Origin of the sequence: Aeromonas sp. S8(2024), from assembly GCF_041403085.1 — a bacterium.
Lineage (GTDB): Bacteria > Pseudomonadota > Gammaproteobacteria > Enterobacterales > Aeromonadaceae > Aeromonas > Aeromonas dhakensis.
On record NZ_JBGLRF010000002.1, the window covers coordinates 336,910 to 354,621 of the forward strand.

The 17,712-nt window shown below is 62.0% G+C and carries 14 protein-coding genes and 9 tRNA genes; 8 read left to right on the forward strand and 15 right to left on the reverse strand.

Annotated elements, in window-relative coordinates:
• Nucleotides 1–125 precede the first annotated feature (125 nt).
• Complete coding sequence (locus tag ACB031_RS06155) at nt 126–1,958, forward strand: SLC13 family permease (protein WP_368161980.1); 1,833 nt, start codon at nt 126–128, stop codon at nt 1,956–1,958.
• Nucleotides 1,959–2,201: 243 nt separating this feature from the next.
• On the opposite strand, the gene ACB031_RS06160 is transcribed toward ACB031_RS06155, so the two are convergent.
• The 15 genes from ACB031_RS06160 to lolB all read right to left on the reverse strand — a co-directional run bounded on the left by ACB031_RS06160 (nt 2,202) and on the right by lolB (nt 10,391).
• A tRNA-Leu gene (locus ACB031_RS06160) sits at nt 2,202–2,285 on the reverse strand.
• Between the two features lie 8 nt (nt 2,286–2,293).
• A tRNA-Met gene (locus ACB031_RS06165) sits at nt 2,294–2,370 on the reverse strand.
• Nucleotides 2,371–2,406: 36 nt separating this feature from the next.
• Nucleotides 2,407–2,481 (reverse strand) — tRNA-Gln (locus ACB031_RS06170).
• 45 nt (nt 2,482–2,526) lie between these two features.
• Nucleotides 2,527–2,603 (reverse strand) — tRNA-Met (locus tag ACB031_RS06175).
• Nucleotides 2,604–2,641: 38 nt separating this feature from the next.
• Nucleotides 2,642–2,716, reverse strand: a tRNA-Gln gene (locus ACB031_RS06180).
• Between the two features lie 42 nt (nt 2,717–2,758).
• A tRNA-Gln gene (locus ACB031_RS06185) sits at nt 2,759–2,833 on the reverse strand.
• A 146-nt stretch (nt 2,834–2,979) separates the two neighbouring features.
• Nucleotides 2,980–3,054 (reverse strand) — tRNA-Gln (locus ACB031_RS06190).
• Nucleotides 3,055–3,062: 8 nt separating this feature from the next.
• Nucleotides 3,063–3,139, reverse strand: a tRNA-Met gene (locus ACB031_RS06195).
• Nucleotides 3,140–3,373: 234 nt separating this feature from the next.
• Entirely contained in the window at nt 3,374–4,465 is a 1,092-nt protein-coding gene (ychF, locus tag ACB031_RS06200; RefSeq protein ID WP_005298458.1) for a redox-regulated ATPase YchF, read from the reverse strand.
• Between the two features lie 249 nt (nt 4,466–4,714).
• Nucleotides 4,715–5,311, reverse strand: coding sequence for an aminoacyl-tRNA hydrolase (gene pth / locus ACB031_RS06205; RefSeq protein WP_010633221.1), 597 nt, complete (start codon nt 5,309–5,311; stop codon nt 4,715–4,717).
• A 194-nt stretch (nt 5,312–5,505) separates the two neighbouring features.
• Nucleotides 5,506–7,497: a bifunctional UDP-sugar hydrolase/5'-nucleotidase gene (locus ACB031_RS06210; RefSeq protein WP_371139204.1), complete on the reverse strand. Its 1,992-nt coding sequence runs from the start codon at nt 7,495–7,497 to the stop codon at nt 5,506–5,508.
• 102 nt (nt 7,498–7,599) lie between these two features.
• On the reverse strand, nt 7,600–8,547 hold the full coding sequence (locus ACB031_RS06215) for a ribose-phosphate pyrophosphokinase (protein WP_005298464.1): 948 nt from the start codon (nt 8,545–8,547) through the stop codon (nt 7,600–7,602).
• 309 nt (nt 8,548–8,856) lie between these two features.
• Nucleotides 8,857–8,931 (reverse strand) — tRNA-Gln (locus tag ACB031_RS06220).
• Complete coding sequence (ispE, locus tag ACB031_RS06225; protein WP_371139403.1) at nt 8,911–9,780, reverse strand: 4-(cytidine 5'-diphospho)-2-C-methyl-D-erythritol kinase; 870 nt, start codon at nt 9,778–9,780, stop codon at nt 8,911–8,913. Before ispE ends, ACB031_RS06220 begins: the two co-directional genes overlap by 21 nt.
• 26 nt (nt 9,781–9,806) lie before the next feature.
• Nucleotides 9,807–10,391: a lipoprotein insertase outer membrane protein LolB gene (gene lolB, locus ACB031_RS06230; protein ID WP_010633224.1), complete on the reverse strand. Its 585-nt coding sequence runs from the start codon at nt 10,389–10,391 to the stop codon at nt 9,807–9,809.
• Between the two features lie 121 nt (nt 10,392–10,512).
• On the opposite strand from lolB, the gene hemA reads away from it, so the two are divergent.
• The 7 genes from hemA (at nt 10,513) to ACB031_RS06265 (ending at nt 17,621) form a co-directional block, all read left to right on the forward strand.
• On the forward strand, nt 10,513–11,772 hold the full coding sequence (gene hemA / locus ACB031_RS06235) for a glutamyl-tRNA reductase (RefSeq protein ID WP_371139205.1): 1,260 nt from the start codon (nt 10,513–10,515) through the stop codon (nt 11,770–11,772).
• 51 nt (nt 11,773–11,823) lie between these two features.
• Nucleotides 11,824–12,912, forward strand: a complete 1,089-nt coding sequence (gene prfA, locus ACB031_RS06240) for a peptide chain release factor 1 (RefSeq protein WP_017778931.1) — start codon at nt 11,824–11,826, stop codon at nt 12,910–12,912.
• Nucleotides 12,912–13,760, forward strand: a complete 849-nt coding sequence (gene prmC, locus ACB031_RS06245) for a peptide chain release factor N(5)-glutamine methyltransferase (protein WP_123246803.1) — start codon at nt 12,912–12,914, stop codon at nt 13,758–13,760. The genes prfA and prmC overlap by 1 nt, the downstream gene beginning before the upstream one ends.
• 43 nt (nt 13,761–13,803) lie before the next feature.
• The gene (locus ACB031_RS06250) at nt 13,804–14,187 is read left to right on the forward strand and encodes a SirB2 family protein (RefSeq protein ID WP_371139206.1); all 384 of its coding nucleotides are present in this window, start codon (nt 13,804–13,806) and stop codon (nt 14,185–14,187) included.
• A 14-nt stretch (nt 14,188–14,201) separates the two neighbouring features.
• Nucleotides 14,202–15,002, forward strand: coding sequence for a SirB1 family protein (locus tag ACB031_RS06255; RefSeq protein ID WP_123246804.1), 801 nt, complete (start codon nt 14,202–14,204; stop codon nt 15,000–15,002).
• A gap of 175 nt (nt 15,003–15,177) precedes the next feature.
• Nucleotides 15,178–16,032 (forward strand): 3-deoxy-8-phosphooctulonate synthase, encoded by an 855-nt coding sequence (kdsA, locus tag ACB031_RS06260; protein WP_005298479.1) that lies wholly within the window; start codon nt 15,178–15,180, stop codon nt 16,030–16,032.
• Between the two features lie 308 nt (nt 16,033–16,340).
• Nucleotides 16,341–17,621, forward strand: coding sequence for a dicarboxylate/amino acid:cation symporter (locus tag ACB031_RS06265; protein ID WP_017787920.1), 1,281 nt, complete (start codon nt 16,341–16,343; stop codon nt 17,619–17,621).
• The last annotated feature ends 91 nt before the right edge of the window (nt 17,622–17,712 follow it).

Here is a 17,712-nt window from a genome sequence, read left to right on the forward strand (position 1 = left end):
TGACACCCTGATATGCGATGATGCCCTGCCCTTTATTGACATGTCACAAAATGGGGATGAGTGGGCTGTGGTTTGATGGAATCCCCCCGCTGCGGTCGGGGTGGTGTTGAACGAAAGGAGCGAGCGTGAATTCCGAGTTGGTCTGGGTCCTCTGCATGCTGGTGGGCGCCATTTATCTGTTTGTGAGCAACAGGGTCCGCATGGACGTGGTTGCCTTGCTGATCATCATACTGTTCGTGCTGAGCGGCACCCTGACCCTGCCACAGGCGCTGGCGGGGTTCAGCGATCCCAACGTCATCCTGATTGCCGCCCTGTTCGTGGTGGGGGAGGGGCTGGTGCGCACCGGCATCGCCTATCAGGTGGGGGACGCGTTGGTGAAGGTGGCCGGCAGCAGCGAGACCCGATTGCTGGTGCTGCTGATGGTGGCGGTCGCCCTGCTGGGGGCCGTGATGAGCAGCACAGGGGTGGTGGCCATCTTCATCCCTGTGGTGCTGAGCGTGGCGAACCGGATGGGGATCCCGGCCGGCCGGCTGATGATGCCGCTCGGCTTTGCCGGCCTCATCAGCGGCATGATGACCCTGGTGGCGACGCCGCCCAACATGGTGGTCAACAGCGAGCTGATGCGCCACGACATCCACGGCTTCGGCTTCTTCGGCTTCACCCCCATGGGGGTCATCATCCTGGGGATGGGGATCCTCTACATGCTGCTGATGCGCACCTCTCTGGTACGTAGCGAGGAGGAGGGCAAGCACAAGCAGAGCGGGCGCAGTACCATGCGCGATCTCATTCGCGACTATCGGCTGGCCGGGCGGGCGCGCCGGTTGGCGTTGCGGCCCGACTCTCCCCTGATCGGCCAGACCTTGGACGAGCTGCAACTGAGGGCCCGCTACGGGGCCAACGTCATCGGGGTGGAGCGCTGGCGCAAGTTCCGGCGGGTGATGGTGACCGTCTCCGGCGTCACCGAGTTCCAGGCCAAGGATGTGCTGCTCATCGACATGTCCGACCCCGATGCGGACGTGCGGGAGTTCTGCAGCGAGGCGCGGCTCGAACCCATGATCCTGCGCGGGGAGTATTTTTCCGATCAGGCGCGGGAGGTGGGCATGGCGGAGGTGTCGCTCATCCCCGAATCCCGTCTGCTCGGCAAGAGCATCCGCGAGGTGGCGTTTCGCTCCCACTACGGCCTCAACGTGGTGGGGATCCGCCGCGCCGGCGAGGCGCTTGGCGGCAAGCTGGTGGACGAGGCGCTGCAGATGGGGGATACCCTGCTGGTGGTGGGCAACTGGAGCCTGATCCGCCTGCTGCAGACCCACAGCCGCGACTTCCTCTTGCTGGGGCTGCCCGCCGAAGTGGACGAGATGGCGCCGGCCCGCAGTCAGGCCATTCACGCCCTGATCGCGCTCGGGGTCATGATAGTGCTGATGGTGACCGATCCCGTGCCCAACGTGATAGCGGCGCTGATCGCCTGCCTGCTGATGGGCAAGTTTCGCTGCATCGACATGGAGAGCGCCTACAAGTCCATCCACTGGCCGACCCTGATCCTCATCGTCGGCATGCTGCCCTTCGCGCTCGCGCTGCAAAAGACCGGCGGGGTGGATCTCATCGTCGGCGTACTGATCTCGGCGGTGGGGGAAATGGGGCCGCGGGTGATGCTGGCCAGTCTGTTCGCCCTGTGCGCCGTCATCGGGCTGTTCATCTCCAACACCGCGACGGCGGTACTGATGGCCCCGATCGCGCTCGGCACGGCCCAACAGATGGGGGTCTCGCCCTATCCGTTTGCCATGACCATCGCCATCGCCGCCTCGGCGGCCTTCATGACGCCGGTCTCCTCGCCGGTCAACACCCTGGTGCTGGGCCCAGGCAACTACAAGTTCGTGGACTTCGTGCGCATCGGCGTGCCCTTTACGGCGCTGGTGATGGTGGTGAGCGTCATCGCCATCCCCTGGTTCTTCCCGTTCTGACGACGCACATGACATGGCGGCCTGCGGGCCGCCTTTTTATTGCCCGCAGTAATCTGACATGAAAAGGACGGCATAAAACGGGAGCGGGGCATGAGCGTCGTCGCAGAGGAGAGCACAAGGCCCAGCCGCTGATACATGGGAGGGGTTGTAGAGGTGCAATGGCATGGAGAGGGGAAGAGAAAAGTGGCAAACGCCGGATACAAAAAAACCAGCCTGAGCTGGTCTGTTTGGTACTGCTTTCGATGGTGCGGAAGGAGAGACTCGAACTCTCACGCCTAGGGCGCCAGAACCTAAATCTGGTGCGTCTACCAATTTCGCCACTTCCGCAAGAGTAATGGTGGCTATGACGGGATTCGAACCTGTGACCCCCGCATTATGAGTGCGATGCTCTAACCAACTGAGCTACATAGCCGTCTTGTGCACGACTTTCGTCGAATACAAGTAAAAATGGCTGGGGTACTAGGATTCGAACCTAGGGATGGCGAGATCAAAACCCGCTGCCTTACCGCTTGGCGATACCCCAACAGTGTTCTTTGCAATCAGATGATTGAAGGAACGTTTTTCAAAATGGTGGCTATGACGGGATTCGAACCTGTGACCCCCGCATTATGAGTGCGATGCTCTAACCAACTGAGCTACATAGCCGTTTGTTGTCAACCACTGGGTGGAAGAGAACAGAATGATGGCTGGGGTACTAGGATTCGAACCTAGGGATGGCGAGATCAAAACCCGCTGCCTTACCGCTTGGCGATACCCCAACAGCAATGTCTGACAGAGAATATCAAACATCTTTTTAAGAATGGCTGGGGTACTAGGATTCGAACCTAGGGATGGCGAGATCAAAACCCGCTGCCTTACCGCTTGGCGATACCCCAACAGCAATGTCTGACAGAGTCTATCAAACATCTTTTAACAATGGCCGGGATACCAGGATTTGAACCTGGAGACATTGACGAGTTCAACACTCATCACTGCTTCCCTTGACCTGTCACCGACACCTTAATGCCGACAACTGAAATAATGGCTGGGGTACTAGGATTCGAACCTAGGGATGGCGAGATCAAAACCCGCTGCCTTACCGCTTGGCGATACCCCAACTAGAGATGGTGGCTATGACGGGATTCGAACCTGTGACCCCCGCATTATGAGTGCGATGCTCTAACCAACTGAGCTACATAGCCAACCTTGCTTCCAGTGCCTCGTTGTCTCGTCACTGTGCGGGCCGAATTATGCGTATCTGGCTCTGGGGCGTCAACCCTTTTTTTGTTTGAAAAAACGAATTTGAGTGCGTTTGGCGAGTTATTGGTCGCTGTCGCGCAAAAGCCCAACAATCTGGTTTTTTTTACGACATATCCAGCAGATAGGGACTTGGGCCAGATAAAAAAGAGGCCAGCAAATGCTGGCCTCTCATGGGATTAGACGTTGAACAGGAAGTTCATGATATCGCCATCCTTGACGATGTAATCCTTCCCTTCGGCGCGCATCTTGCCCGCTTCCTTGGCGCCTTGCTCACCCTTGTAGGCGATAAAGTCTTCGAAGGCGATGGTTTGGGCACGAATAAAGCCTTTTTCGAAGTCGGTGTGGATCTTGCCCGCGGCCTGCGGGGCGGTGGCGCCCACCGGAATGGTCCAGGCACGCACTTCCTTCACACCGGCGGTGAAGTAGGTCTGCAGCTTGAGCAGCTCGTAACCGGAACGGATCACCCGGTTCAGGCCCGGCTCTTCGATGCCGAGATCCGCCATGAACTCGGCGCGATCTTCGTCATCCAGCTCGGCGATGTCCGCTTCGATGGCGCAGCAGACCACCACCACGACGGCATTCTCGGCGGCGGCGATTTCACGCACCTGATCCAGGTAGGGGTTGTTCTCGAAGCCATCTTCCGCCACGTTGGCGATGTACATGGTGGGCTTGAGGGTCAGGAAGTTCAGGTGGCTGACGGCGGCCAGCTCGTCCTTGTCCAGCTTCATGCCGCGGATCATCTGGCCGTCTTCCAGTGCCACCTTGATCTTCTCCAGCACTTCCACTTCCAGCTTGGCATCCTTGTCACCGCCCTTGGCGCGCTTGGACTGGCGGTTGATGGCGCGCTCGCAGGCATCCAGATCGGAGAGGGCCAGCTCGGTGTTGATCACCTCGATGTCGTCAGCCGGGGAGACCTTGCCCGCCACGTGAACGATGTTCTCGTCCTCGAAGCAGCGCACCACGTGACCGATGGCCTCGGTTTCACGGATGTTGGCCAGGAACTGGTTGCCCAGGCCCTCGCCCTTGGAGGCACCGGCCACCAGGCCGGCGATGTCCACGAATTCCATGGTGGTCGGCACAACGCGCTGCGGATTGATGATGGCCGCCAGCTGGTCGAGGCGGGGATCCGGCATCGGTACCACGCCGGTGTTCGGCTCGATGGTGCAGAACGGGAAGTTGGCGGCTTCGATGCCGGCCTTGGTCAGCGCGTTGAACAGGGTGGATTTGCCTACATTGGGCAGGCCCACGATACCGCATTTAAAACCCATGGATTGTTACCTTACGTGATGGATGCTGTGTGAGGGCCGCAGAACCTGTCCATGCTCTTGCTGCGAGGCTGTGATCAAGGCTCATGTGCTGCTCGCTTATGTGAAACCAAGAGCGCTCACGTATGACTATACGCTCCGGTTCCTGCGCTGCGCTTCACCTTGCTGACGACCTCTCGTCACAGTGCGTGGACAGGTTCTTGGGCGACCCCGTCATATTGTTCGAGCCTGACGCGTGTCAGGCATCTCTATTCAGACTTTCTCGGCCTTGAAGCTGTGCAGCCGGTTCATGGCCTTGGTCATGTCCTGCTTGAACAGAATGTCGGTGGCGCGCAGGGATTCGTCCAGCGCGGCGTCGATCAGGTTCTGCTCGCTGCTGGGCGCCTTGGTCAGCACGAAACCAGCGACCAGCTCCTTGGCGCCCGGGTGACCTATCCCCAGCCGCAGCCGGAAGAAATTGTTGTTGTTGCCCATCTTGGCAATGATGTCCTTGAGGCCGTTATGGCCGCCGTGCCCACCGCCCTGCTTGAATTTGGCGATGCCGGGGGGCAGGTCCAGCTCATCGTGGGCCACCAGCATGGCTTCCGGCTCGATCTGGTAGAAGCGGGCCAGCGCAGCCACCGCCTTGCCGGAGAGGTTCATGTAGGTGTTCGGGATGAGCAGGCGCACATCCTGGCCATCTACCTGGATGCGGGCGGTGTGGCCGAAGAACTTGGGCTCTTCGCGCAGGCTGACATTGTGCCAGCGTGCCAGTTGCTCCACATACCAGGCGCCCGCATTGTGGCGAGTCTTGGCATATTCCGGGCCGGGATTGCCCAGCCCCACGATCAGTTTGATTTGGCTTGTCACGCTTGATTTCTTCACTCGCTGCTTGCAATGGGCCGACTGCCCAGGGCAATGGGACGCAATATTCTAGCCGCCGACTGGCGATCACTCAACCAAAGCTCGGCCAGTGCCGGGGAAAAGCGGGGAACCGGTGGCCAACGTCAGCAAAACGGGCCCCAGTGCGGGGCCCGTTTTGTGGCTTGCCGGCGGGGGACAGGTTATTGCGTGGCACGCACCAGGGTGACCGTCTCTTCGTCCAGGGCGGTCAGGGTGGGGCGCGCATCGCGCACGTAGGCAACGAAGGAGGCTGCGTCGGTGCCGCAATCCACGCCGCTCGCCTTGCAGTCAAGCTGATGGCCGGTGGCATAGCGGGCGCTCAGCTGATCGCCGCGCTGCTCCACCCGCTCGACCGGGAAGCCGGTCAGCTTGCCATCCTGCCAGGCAAGATCCAGCCGCTCGGCTTGCTGCGCCTGGGCGCGGGCCAGCGCCTGCCAGCCATCGTTGCCGTTGGCGCTGTAGGCGTTCATCACCACCCGATAGCGCTGGCTGTCCACCAGATCCTGCCACTGGCCGTCGGCGTTCTGCCACTGCAACTGGGTCAGGGCGCCGCCCTTGCCCGGGGTGGTCTCGGTGAAGGTGTAGCGCAGGTGGCCGCCGTAGGGGAACTTGCCGGCGTGGGCGCTGGCGGGCAGGGTGGCGGTGATGGTCTCGGTCAAGAGGGCGTGCACGTCGGCGCCGCTCAGGGTCAGCACCGAGAGCTGGTTCTTGAACGGCAGCAGGGTGAGCGCGGCATCCCCTTCGCGCAGCTCGCCGGCCGGCAGATCGGCGCGCACGCCGCCCACTGCCAGCAGGGCGAAGTGGACCGGACCGCCGGTCAGCGCCTGCACCGCCGGGGTATTGGCCCAGTAGTACTGCCCTTCGGCCACCAGGGGGGCGACGTCGGAGCCGTGGCTGTCGCTGCCATTGTCGCCGGGTCGGCGGGCATTTTGCAGGGCGGCCGGGATGGTGGCGATGACGGGGCCGAAGGCTTGCTCCAGAGCGGGCTTGTAGTGGCTGTCGATGATGCCGCGCAGGCGCGGGTCTTCATCCACGGTTACCAGGTTGGGCTGAGCGTCGATGAACTTGCCGGCCTGCTTGCTGCGGGTCTCATCCAGTGCCTGCTTGCGGGCGGGGTCGGCGAAGAAGTCGCGGCTGGCCAGCAGCTGGTTCTGACCCTGACAAGAGATGACCCGGCCCTGGGCGTCGAAACTGACCTGGGCCAGCCCGATGGCCTGGGCATAGGAGCCGGCCTGTACTACGCAGGTCATGCCGACCCCGTCCGGGTTGGTGACCAGCTGGGCGTACTCGCCTGTGTTGCCCCAGCCGATGTTGCGAAAATCGCCGAGCAGGCTGTGGGAGTGGCCGCCAACGATGGCGTCGATGCCGTTCACCTTGGCCGCCAGCGCCAGATCCCGCTGGTTGCCGATGTGGGTGAGCGCCACTATGTGGTCGATGCCGTGCTGGCGCAGCAGATCCACCGTGGCCTGGGCCGAGGTGACTTCATTGCCGAACCGCAGCTTGCCGACGTTGGGGGAGATGTTGGCCATGTCTTCCAGCACCAGCCCCATCACGGCGACCAGTTGCTTGCCCTGGGGCAGGTTGTTGATGTCGGTGACCGGGCTCTTCTGGTTGCCGTCGAAGGCGTAGATGGCAAACGGCTTGAGGTTGGCGGCGTGGCGCAGATCCGGGTCGTCGCGGGTATCCAGGTTGGCGGCCAGTACCGGGAAGTTGACCCCCTTGATGAAGCGGGCCAGCTTCTGGTTGTCGAGATCGAATTCGTGGTTGCCCAGCGCCATGGCGTCGAGGCCGAACTGGCTCAGCAGCTCGGCGTTGGCCATCCCCTCGTTGAGCTTGAAGTAGCCGCTGCCCTGCCAGGCATCGCCGCCGTGCAGCAGCAGGAGCGGCTGGTTCTTGGCCAGCGCGTCGGCCTGGAAGGATTTCGCCATGGTGAGCAGGCGCGGATAGCCGCCGAAGCGGGTGTAGAGGGTGTCGGTTTCCCCCTGCTTGCCAAAGAGAGGCCCCTTCAGCTCGGCGTTGACCGGGTCAAACTGGGAGTGGGTGTCGTTCATATGAGCCAGGGTCAGCACGAAAGGCTGGTTTTCATTGTTGGGCTGACAGGCGAACAGGAAGCTGCAGAAGGCGAGGAGCAGCAGCGGGCGCAAGCGATTCATGGAACAATCCTTAACCTGCGACGGGGCAGGGCAATACCGGGTGTAACTGGGACTAGAAAGACAAAAACCGCCAGCTGGCGGTTTTTGTCACAACAGGGTCTATCAATGCTCAAACATGGCAGAGATGGACTCTTCGTTGCTGATGCGGCGAATGGCTTCGGCCAGCACGGAAGAGAGCGTCAGCTGCTTGACCTTGTCGACCGCCTTCATCTCCGCGGTGAGCGGGATGGAGTCGGTGATGATCAGTTCGTCGATCACGGAGTTCTTGATGTTCTCCACGGCGGAACCGGAGAAGACCGGGTGAGTGGCGTAGGCGAATACACGCTTGGCGCCGCGCTCTTTCAGGGCTTCTGCGGCTTTGCACAGGGTGCCGCCGGTGTCGATCATGTCGTCGACGATGATGCAGTCGCGGCCGGCCACGTCACCGATCAGGTGCATGACCTGGGAGACGTTCGGGCGGGGACGACGCTTGTCGATGATGGCGATGTCGGTATCGTCCAGCAGCTTGGCGATGGCACGGGCACGTACCACGCCGCCGATGTCCGGCGACACGACCACGGGGGATTCGAGGTTCTTGGACTTCATGTCTTCCAGCAGCACCGGGCTGCCGAACACGTTGTCGACCGGGACGTCGAAGAAGCCCTGGATTTGCTCGGCGTGCAGGTCAACGGTCAGCACGCGATCCACACCGACGCTGGAGAGGAAGTCGGCGACGACCTTGGCGGTGATGGGAACACGGGCGGAGCGGACGCGGCGGTCCTGACGGGCATAGCCAAAGTAGGGAATTACGGCAGTGATACGGCCAGCTGAAGCACGACGCAGAGCATCCACCATCACGATCAATTCCATCAAATTGTCGTTGGTCGGGGCACAGGTGGATTGAATGATGAAGATATCGCCACCACGTACATTCTCGTTGATCTGTACGCTGATCTCGCCGTCGCTAAAGCGACCTACGGCAGCATTGCCGAGTTTGATAAACAGGCGATCTGCGATCTTCTGGGCTAGTTCCGGCGTTGCGTTACCAGCAAACAGCTTCATGTCAGGCACGGTTTGAAACCTCGGGGTTGCATCCAGTATGTGGGGAGTCTGATTAGACCCTTATCGTTTGGGGGCAAACGATTTATCAAGTTGACGGGTCAGACCACTATAGGCTGCTTTCAGGTCAGGTGCCCACGTTACATGCGGCAAGCCGGTTGAGCATCGTGCTGGTCGACGCCCCGTCATCCATGATGACCAGTGACCTTCCTGATGACGACAGGGTTACGATGGGTGCTGCAACCGGCGAGGGGGAGTGTGCACTCCCGGCAAGACTGCTGCGGCAGGTGAATCGATATACCCTGTTCGATGTTCAGGAGATGGCTGGGGTACTAGGATTCGAACCTAGGAATGGCGAGATCAAAACCCGCTGCCTTACCGCTTGGCGATACCCCAATCACTGACTTGTTGCAATGTAGCGAAGAGTGGTGATATGTTCTCGCCCTTGGCGACAAACCCATCCCATCCTCTCGGCACTTTTGCCAACACTTCCCGAGCAGCCACTTCGTCTTCAAACTGAGCAAAGACGCAGGCTCCTGTGCCCGTCATTCTTGACGGCGCGTATTCTAGCAACCAGCCGAGCGCATTGGCAACCTCGGGGTGGCGCTTTTTCACCAGCAATTCGCAATCGTTTTTCCACTCCCCTTCCAGCAGATTGTGCAATGCCATTTTCGGGGTATCTCTGGGCAGGTCCGGATCCTGGAACACGGCGGCGGTCGCCACATGGCAATCGGGCTTGAGCACCAGATACCAGGCGCTCGGCAACTCGACCGGCTGCAGCCGCTCACCGACCCCCTCGGCAAAGGCGGCCTTGCCGCGCACGAACACCGGCACGTCGGCGCCCAGCTGCACGCCGAGCTCGGCCAGCTCGTCTTCGCTCAGGCCGGCTTGCCAGAGGTGGTTGAGGGCCACTAGCGTGGTGGCGGCGTCCGATGAACCACCGCCGATGCCGCCGCCCATGGGCAGCACCTTCTCCAGTCTGATATGGGCCCCCTGCGGGCTCGGCAGCCTGGCCTGCAGCAGACGGGCGGCGCGGATGATCAGGTTCTGTTCATCGGGTACGCCGGGAATGGCGGGGCTCAGGGTGAGCAAGTCGGTATCGGTGAGCGGCTCGAACTCGAGCCAGTCGCCGTGGTTGAGGAAGATGAACAGGGTCTGCAGCTCGTGGTAGCCGTCCGGGCGACGGCCGTTGACGTGCAAAAAGAGATTCAGTTTGGCCGGAGCCGGCCAGCGCATGGCGCTCATGGGGGAGTCCTTGTCGATGGCCGCCATCAGCGGGTGATGGTCCACTGGTTGATCTGCAGCTTGAGGCGGCTGCCCTGGCCGGTCATGGTGAGCAGGTGCGGCAGGCGATAGCCGTCCTGATCCCGGTAGTCGCCATAGACGATCTGCCACTGACCGTCTCGCACACTGGCCAGACTGCGGTCGGGGTTGAGCTCGAACTCGGCCTCGCCCGGCAAGCCCTTGATCCACGCCGGCAGCCCGGCCACCGGAATGTTCCAGCCGGTGAGCTGATAGACGAGCGCCTCGGCATCCTGGCTCTGATGGGGGTTGCCCTCGTTGTCGATCAGGGTGATCTCGCCCTTGCTGCGGGAGAGCTCCAGGATGTGGGTGCCGATCAGGCTGGTGAGGTTGAGGCGATAGTCGTCGCCATCCTGCTGCCAGTTGACCCGGGCGCTGCCCTTCTGCTGGGCTGTGATGATGGCCATCTTGCCAGACAGCTGCCAATGGGTCAGTTGCTCGAGCCGGGTACGCTCCTGCTGCCAGTTGACCTGATCGCGCTGGGGTTGGGTGGTGGCACAACCGGCCAGCAACAGCAGGCAGCCAAGGGTGAAAAGACGCAACAACAAGGTCATGCTCCGGAAAAGGTGATTTGGCACAGTATACGGGGGGGTCGTATTGCTTTTAAAGACTTACCCTTTCTCGTACAATTGGCAGCCTTTACTCCCTGCGCACAGATACGATCCACGCCCACTCATGAGTTTGCTTGCCCTCGGAATCAACCACAACACCGCCAGTGTCGCCTTGCGGGAGCGGGTCGCCTTCGGCCCGGACTGCATCGATCGCGCCTTGCGTGAGCTGGTCGCCCAACCCGGTGTAAGCGAGGCGGTGATCGTCTCGACCTGCAACCGCACCGAGCTTTACTGCAGTCTGGAGCAGGGGCAGGGCGAGCAGGTGTTGCAGTGGCTGCAGCGGTTTCACGACCTGGATGCGGCCGAGGTGGTCTCCGCCATCTATCGGCATCAGGACGAGGAGGCGGTCCGCCATTTGATGCGGGTGGCCTGCGGGCTCGACTCCCTGGTGCTGGGAGAGCCGCAGATCCTGGGGCAGATCAAGCAATCCTACGCCCATGCCCAGCAATCCGAGGCGGTGAAGGGGGCGCTGGAGCGTTTGTTCCAGAAATCCTTCTCGGTGGCCAAGCGGGTGCGCACCGATACCGAGATCGGCACCAGCGCCGTGTCGGTGGCCTTTGCCGCGGTGAGCCTGGGACGGCGGATCTTCTCCGATCTCTCCCAGACCAAGGTGTTGCTGGTCGGTGCCGGCGAGACCATCGAACTGGTGGCCCGCCACCTGCGCGAACAGAACGTCACCCAGATGATGGTGGCCAACCGCACCCTGCAGCGGGCCCAGCTGCTGGCCGAGGAGTTCGGCGCCCAGGTGATGACGCTCGAAGAGATCCCGGACTACCTGCACGAGGCGGACATCGTCATCAGCTCCACCGCGAGCCCCCTGCCCATCATCGGCAAGGGCATGGTGGAGCGGGCGCTCAAGGCTCGCCGCTTCAGGCCCATGTTCCTGGTGGACATCGCCGTGCCCCGCGACATCGAGGCGGAGGTGGACGAGCTCTCGGACGCCTATCTCTACACGGTGGACGACCTGCAGGGCATCATCGAGCAGAACCTCGAGACCCGCAAACGGGCCGCCGCCGAGGCGGAGCTCATCGTGCAGGAAGAGCGCGATGACTTCATGGGCTGGTATCGCAGCCTCCACTCGGTGGATCTCATCCGCGATTACCGCCACCAGTCCCAACAGGTGGCCGATGAAGAGCTGCAGCGCGCCCTGCTGGCCCTGCAGCAGGGCGAGCCTGCCGAGCAGGCGCTCAAGGCGCTGGCCCACCGCCTCACCAACAAGTTGATCCACGCACCGACCCAGGCCCTGCGCCAGGCCGCCGCCCAGGGGGATCACCACCAGCTGGCCCAGTTGCGCCAGGTGCTGGGGTTGTCACAAGAGTCATAGTTTGGGGGCGATCACCCGGTCGTCCCGTCCTCCATCGAGAACACAAGATTTATGAACCCGTCACTGATCAGAAAGCTGGAAGGCCTCATCGAGCGCCACGAAGAAGTACAGGCCATGCTCGGCGAGCCGGACGTGGCCGCGGATCAGGATCGCTACCGCGCCCTGACCCGGGAATATGCCCAGCTGGAAGATATCGTTCACGCTTTCCAGCAATTCCGCCAGGCTGAAGAGAACCTGGAGGCCACCCGCCAGATGCTGGAAGAGGAGGATGCCGACCTGCGCGAGATGGCGCAGGAGGAGCTGCCGCTGGCCAAGGCGACCTTCGAGGAGCAGGAGCAGGCGCTGCAGGTGATGCTGCTGCCGCGCGACCCCAAGGATGACAACAACTGCTACCTGGAGATCCGCGCCGGCGCCGGTGGTGACGAGGCGGCGATCTTTGCGGGCGATCTGTTCCGCATGTATTCGCGCTATGCCGAACGCCAGGGCTGGCGGGTCTCCATCGTCAGCTGCAACGACGGCGAGCACGGCGGCTACAAGGAGGTGATCGCCAAGGTAGAGGGCGAGCACGTCTACGGCCGCCTCAAGTTTGAATCCGGTGGTCACCGGGTGCAGCGGGTGCCGGAAACCGAATCCCAGGGCCGGGTCCACACCTCCGCCTGTACCGTCGCCGTGCTGCCGGAAGTGCCGGAAGCCGAGCAGATCGAGATCAACCCCTCTGATCTGAAGATCGACACCTTCCGCGCTTCCGGGGCCGGTGGTCAGCACGTCAACAAGACCGACTCCGCCATCCGCATCACCCACCTGCCCACCGGCCTGGTGGTGGAGTGCCAGGACGAGCGCTCCCAGCACAAGAACCGCGCCAAGGCGATGTCGGTACTCTCCGCCCGTCTGCAGGCGGCCGAGGATGAGCGCCACCGCGCCGCCGAGCAGAGCACCCGTCGCAACCTGGTGGGGTCGGGGGATCGCTCCGAGCGTATCCGCACCTACAACTACCCGCAGGGGCGCCTCTCCGAGCACCGCATCAACCTCACCCTCTATCGCCTCGGCGAGATCATGGAAGGGGACCTGGACTGCGTCATCAGCCCGATGATCCAGGAGTACCAGGCCGACCAGCTCGCCTCCCTGGCCGAGAGCAACTGATGCAGATCCAGCAGGCTCGCGCCCACATCATGGCGACCCTGGCAGGGGGGGAGTCCCCCCGCGCGGATGCGGATGCGCTGCTCTGCCATCTGCTGGACTGCCGGCGCAGCTACCTGATGACCTGGCCGGAGCGCGAGCTCGATGCCGCCCAGCAGGCGACCCTGCAGGGCTGGCTGGCGCGTCGTCTCAATGGCGAACCCATCGCCCACCTGATTGGCGAGCGGGAGTTCTGGTCGCTGCCGCTGAAGGTGAGTCCCGCCACCCTGATCCCGCGCCCCGACACCGAGGTGCTGGTCGAGCAGGCGCTGGCGCGGCTGCCTGCAGGCCCCTGCGCCCTGCTGGATCTGGGTACCGGCACCGGCGCCATTGCACTGGCGCTCAAGTCGGAGCGACCGGATGCCGATGTATGGGCGGTGGACAGGATGCCGGCAGCGGCAGCCCTGGCTCGTGCCAACAGCGCCGCGCTGGGTCTGCCCATCGAGGTGCGCGACGGCAGCTGGTTTGAGCCGCTGGTCGCGCCCTCGTCAAGCCAGGCGCCGCGCTTTGCGATGATCGTCTCCAACCCGCCCTACATCGACGGGGCGGATCCGCACCTCGACGAGGGGGATGTGCGCTTCGAGCCCCGCTCCGCCCTGGTGGCGGACGAGCAGGGGCTGGCGGATATCCGCCTCATCGTGACCGGGGCGCCGGCTCATCTGTTGCCGGGCGGCTGGCTGTTGCTGGAGCATGGCTGGCAGCAGGGGGAGGCGGTGCGTCAACTCCTGCTGCAACAGGGCTACGTGCAGGTGGAAACCGTGCGCGATTACGGCGATAACGAGCGGGTGACCCTGGGGCGGCTGGCTCAGTGATGATGACGGGCGGGCCTGGCCTGCCTCTGTTCAAGGACACGTTATGTATTTTGCTATCAAACATCTGCACCTGCTGCTGATTGGCCTGGCCGTGCTGATGTTCATGTTGCGCTTCTATTGGCTGCAGACCAGCTCGAGCCGCGCCGCCAGCGCCCGTACCCTTCGGTTGAGCGGCTGGCTCAACGGCCTGGTGGTGCTCTCCGGCGTGCTGCTGTGCATGGTGCTGGATCTCAATCCGCTCAACAACGCCACCCCCTGGCTCAGCGAGAAGCTGACCGCCATCCTGGTGGTGGCTTTTCTGGCCATGATGGCACTGCGCCTGGCCCGCAGTAACGGCATCCGCTGGTTTGCGTTTCTGGGAGCTCTCGGCTGGCTCTTCTTCATCGCCAAGCTGGCCGTCTACAAGCAGGCCAGCCTGTTCGGTTAAGGATGATGATGACGATGATACGCGTAGACGAATGGACCGATTTCGAAGCCCATGACATCGCCGAGCTGGCGCTGTCGGTGAGCGACGAGATCCATGGCATCAGCGGCCGCGGGACGGCGGAGCTGGCCCGCCTCGACGCCTGGCTGGACGAGGCCATCGAGGAGGGGGATTGCGACCAGGTGCGCCGTCAGCTGCTGCAGGGCTTCTACCAGACCTTAGGGTTTCACGGCGACTGGCAGGACTACTTCTCGGTGGCCAACTGCGATCTGGCCCAGGTCCTGGTCCGCAAGCAGGGCATCCCGGTCAGCCTTGGCATCCTCATCATCCAGCTGGGGCGCAAGCTCGGGCTGGACGTGGAGGGGATCTGCTTCCCCGGCCACTTCCTGGTGAGCTTCGCCGGCAGCGAGGGAGAGGTCTATGTGGACCCCTTCACCGGCGACGAGCTGAGCCTGCACCACATCGAGCTGCTGCTGCGCGGGGCCCTCGGCAACCTGGCCACCCTCAGCTCGGATCACCTGCAGCCTGCCGGCCAGTGGGAGATCATCGAGCGGCTGCTCAACGTGAGCAAGGGCGCCCTGCTGCGGGAGGACCGGATGACAGAGGCGCTGCGCTGCAGCGAACTGTTGCTGCGGATGAAGCCCGGCGACCCGTTGGAGACCCGGGATCGCGGCTTCATCTACGAGCAGCTCGACTGCCCGCGCTTTGCCGCCGACGATTTTGAATACTTTATTGAACAGTGCCCGGACGATCCGGTGGCCGACGTGCTGAAAGCCCAGCTGGCCGCCCTGGATCTGAGCCCCAAGCCCCTCCACTGAGGGGCGGGCAACGGCCCCGCTGCATGGCGAGGCCCTGGCCGAATGAAGAGTCCCATGCCGTTGCATGCAAGGCCTGGGAGATGCAACCGACGAGTATCGAGGCCATGCTGCTTTGGGCAGCGCGGCCGGATGTGGATTCAAGCCCTGCAAGCCCTTTTACCTAAGGAAGCCTGAGATGGAACAGAAGAATATCAAGGTCAATGGCATCGACGTCGCCAACGACAAACCGTTCGTGTTGTTCGGTGGCATGAACGTGCTGGAATCGCGCGACATGGCGATGGCCGTGTGCGAGAAGTACGTGGAAGTGACCTCCAAGCTGGGTATCCCGTTCGTGTTCAAGGCGAGCTGGGACAAGGCCAACCGCTCCTCCATCCACTCCTACCGCGGTCCGGGTCTGGAAGAGGGGATGAAGATCTTCCAGGAGCTGAAAGCGACCTTCGGCATGCCGGTCATCTCCGATCTGCACGAGCCCCATCAGGCCAAGCCGGTGGCCGAGGTGGTCGACGTCATCCAGCTGCCCGCCTTCCTGGCGCGCCAGACCGACCTGGTGGAGGCCATGGCCCGCACCGGCAACGTCATCAACATCAAGAAGCCGCAGTTCCTCAGCCCAAGCCAGATGAAGAACATCACCGACAAGTTCGAGGAGTGCGGCAACGATCGCCTGATCCTGTGCGAGCGCGGCGTCAACTTCGGTTATGACAACCTGGTGGTGGACATGCTGGGGCTGGGGGTGATGAAGAAGAGCACCGGCGGCTACCCGGTCATCTTCGACGTGACCCACTCCCTGCAGTGCCGCGATCCCATGGGCGCCGCCTCCGGCGGTCGTCGCGAGCAGGTGGCCGAGCTGGCCCGTGCCGGCATGGCGGTCGGTCTGGCCGGTCTGTTCATCGAATCCCACCCGGACCCCAAGGTGGCCCGTTGCGACGGCCCGAGCGCGTTGCCGCTGGAGAAGCTGGAAGGCTTCCTCAAGCAGATGAAGGCCATCGACGATCTGGTCAAGGGCTTCGAGCCGCTCGATACTTCCATCTGAACCTGGCCCACGCTGGCCCCATAAAAATGCCCCGCACTGCGGGGCATTTTTGTTTTCGCGCTGTTTTTATTTCCTGGGCCAGCATAAATCAATCGCGGAATAAATACATCCGGGTTGCCATGGTGTTAATGTTGTTAAATCTGTTGTGTGATTGATGTCTATTAATTGCTTCTTTCAACATGTGAAAGTAGCCCCTGTTGTGATGAGGGAACGGCACGAACCGGGCGAGATAATTCATATTTCGTCACGGCTTGCTGCATGCGTATTTCTGCCATGACACATCTCATTAAACTGACAGGACGTTAAGAATGCAGAAAAAAATAGTCAGCAGCCTGTATTTTCAGGTGTTGTTAGCGATCACCCTCGGAGTCATCCTGGGGCATATATATCCCGACCTCGGAGCGGACATGAAACCGCTTGGGGATGGTTTCGTCAAATTAATCAAAATGATCATCGCCCCGGTTATATTCTGCACCGTGGTGACCGGCATTGCCGGCATGGAGAGCATGAAAGCGGTGGGTAAAACCGGCGCCATCGCGCTGCTCTATTTTGAAGTGGTCAGCACCATCGCCCTCATCATCGGGCTGTGCGTGGTCAACCTGCTGCAACCGGGGGCGGGCATGAACGTCGACCCCGCCACGCTGGACGCCAGCGCCATCTCTGCCTACGCCGAACAGGCCAAGGCACAGGGCATCATCCCCTTCCTGCTGGACGTGATCCCGGGCAGCGTGATCGGTGCCTTCGCCAGCGGCAACATTCTGCAGGTGCTGTTATTTGCGGTGCTGTTCGGCTTCTCTCTGCACCATATCGGCGAGAAGGGAAAGGTGATATTCAATGTCATCGACAGCTTCTCCCAGGTTATTTTCGGGATCATCAACATGATCATGCGGCTGGCGCCGGTGGGGGCATTTGGTGCCATGGCATTTACCATCGGTAAATATGGTATCGGCTCGCTGGTTCAGCTCGGACAATTAATCGCCTGCTTCTACATGACCTGCCTGCTGTTTATTTTCCTGGTGCTGGGAAGTATTGCCAGAGCGAATGGTTTCAGCATCCTGCGTTTTATTTCCTATATTCGGGAAGAGCTGCTGATCGTGCTTGGTACATCCTCTTCTGAATCTGTATTGCCGCGCATGCTGGTCAAGATGGAGGCGCTCGGCTGCAAGAAGTCGGTGGTCGGGTTGGTGATCCCGACCGGTTATTCCTTCAACCTGGACGGTACCTCCATCTATCTGACCATGGCGGCCATCTTCATCGCCCAGGCCACCAATACCCCGCTCGATCTGTTCCAGCAGATCACCCTGCTGGTGGTGCTGCTCATCTCCTCGAAGGGGGCGGCCGGGGTGACCGGCAGCGGCTTCATCGTGCTGGCGGCCACCATCTCGGCGGTGGGCCACTTGCCGCTGGCCGGGCTGGCGTTGATCCTCGGCATCGATCGCTTCATGTCGGAGGCCCGCGCCCTGACCAACCTCATCGGCAACGGGGTGGCAACCCTGGTGGTGGCCCGTTACTGCGATCAGCTCGACGAGCAACAGATGCACGAGGCGCTGAGCAACCCGCCGCAAGCCGTCAAGGTGGATCAGCATTGAACCACCTATACCTGCGCCGTGCGCTGCCAGCCTGTCGAGCACGGGCAGCCAACGGGGGTGGGTGAATTCAAGCCATAAAAAAACGGCCCGT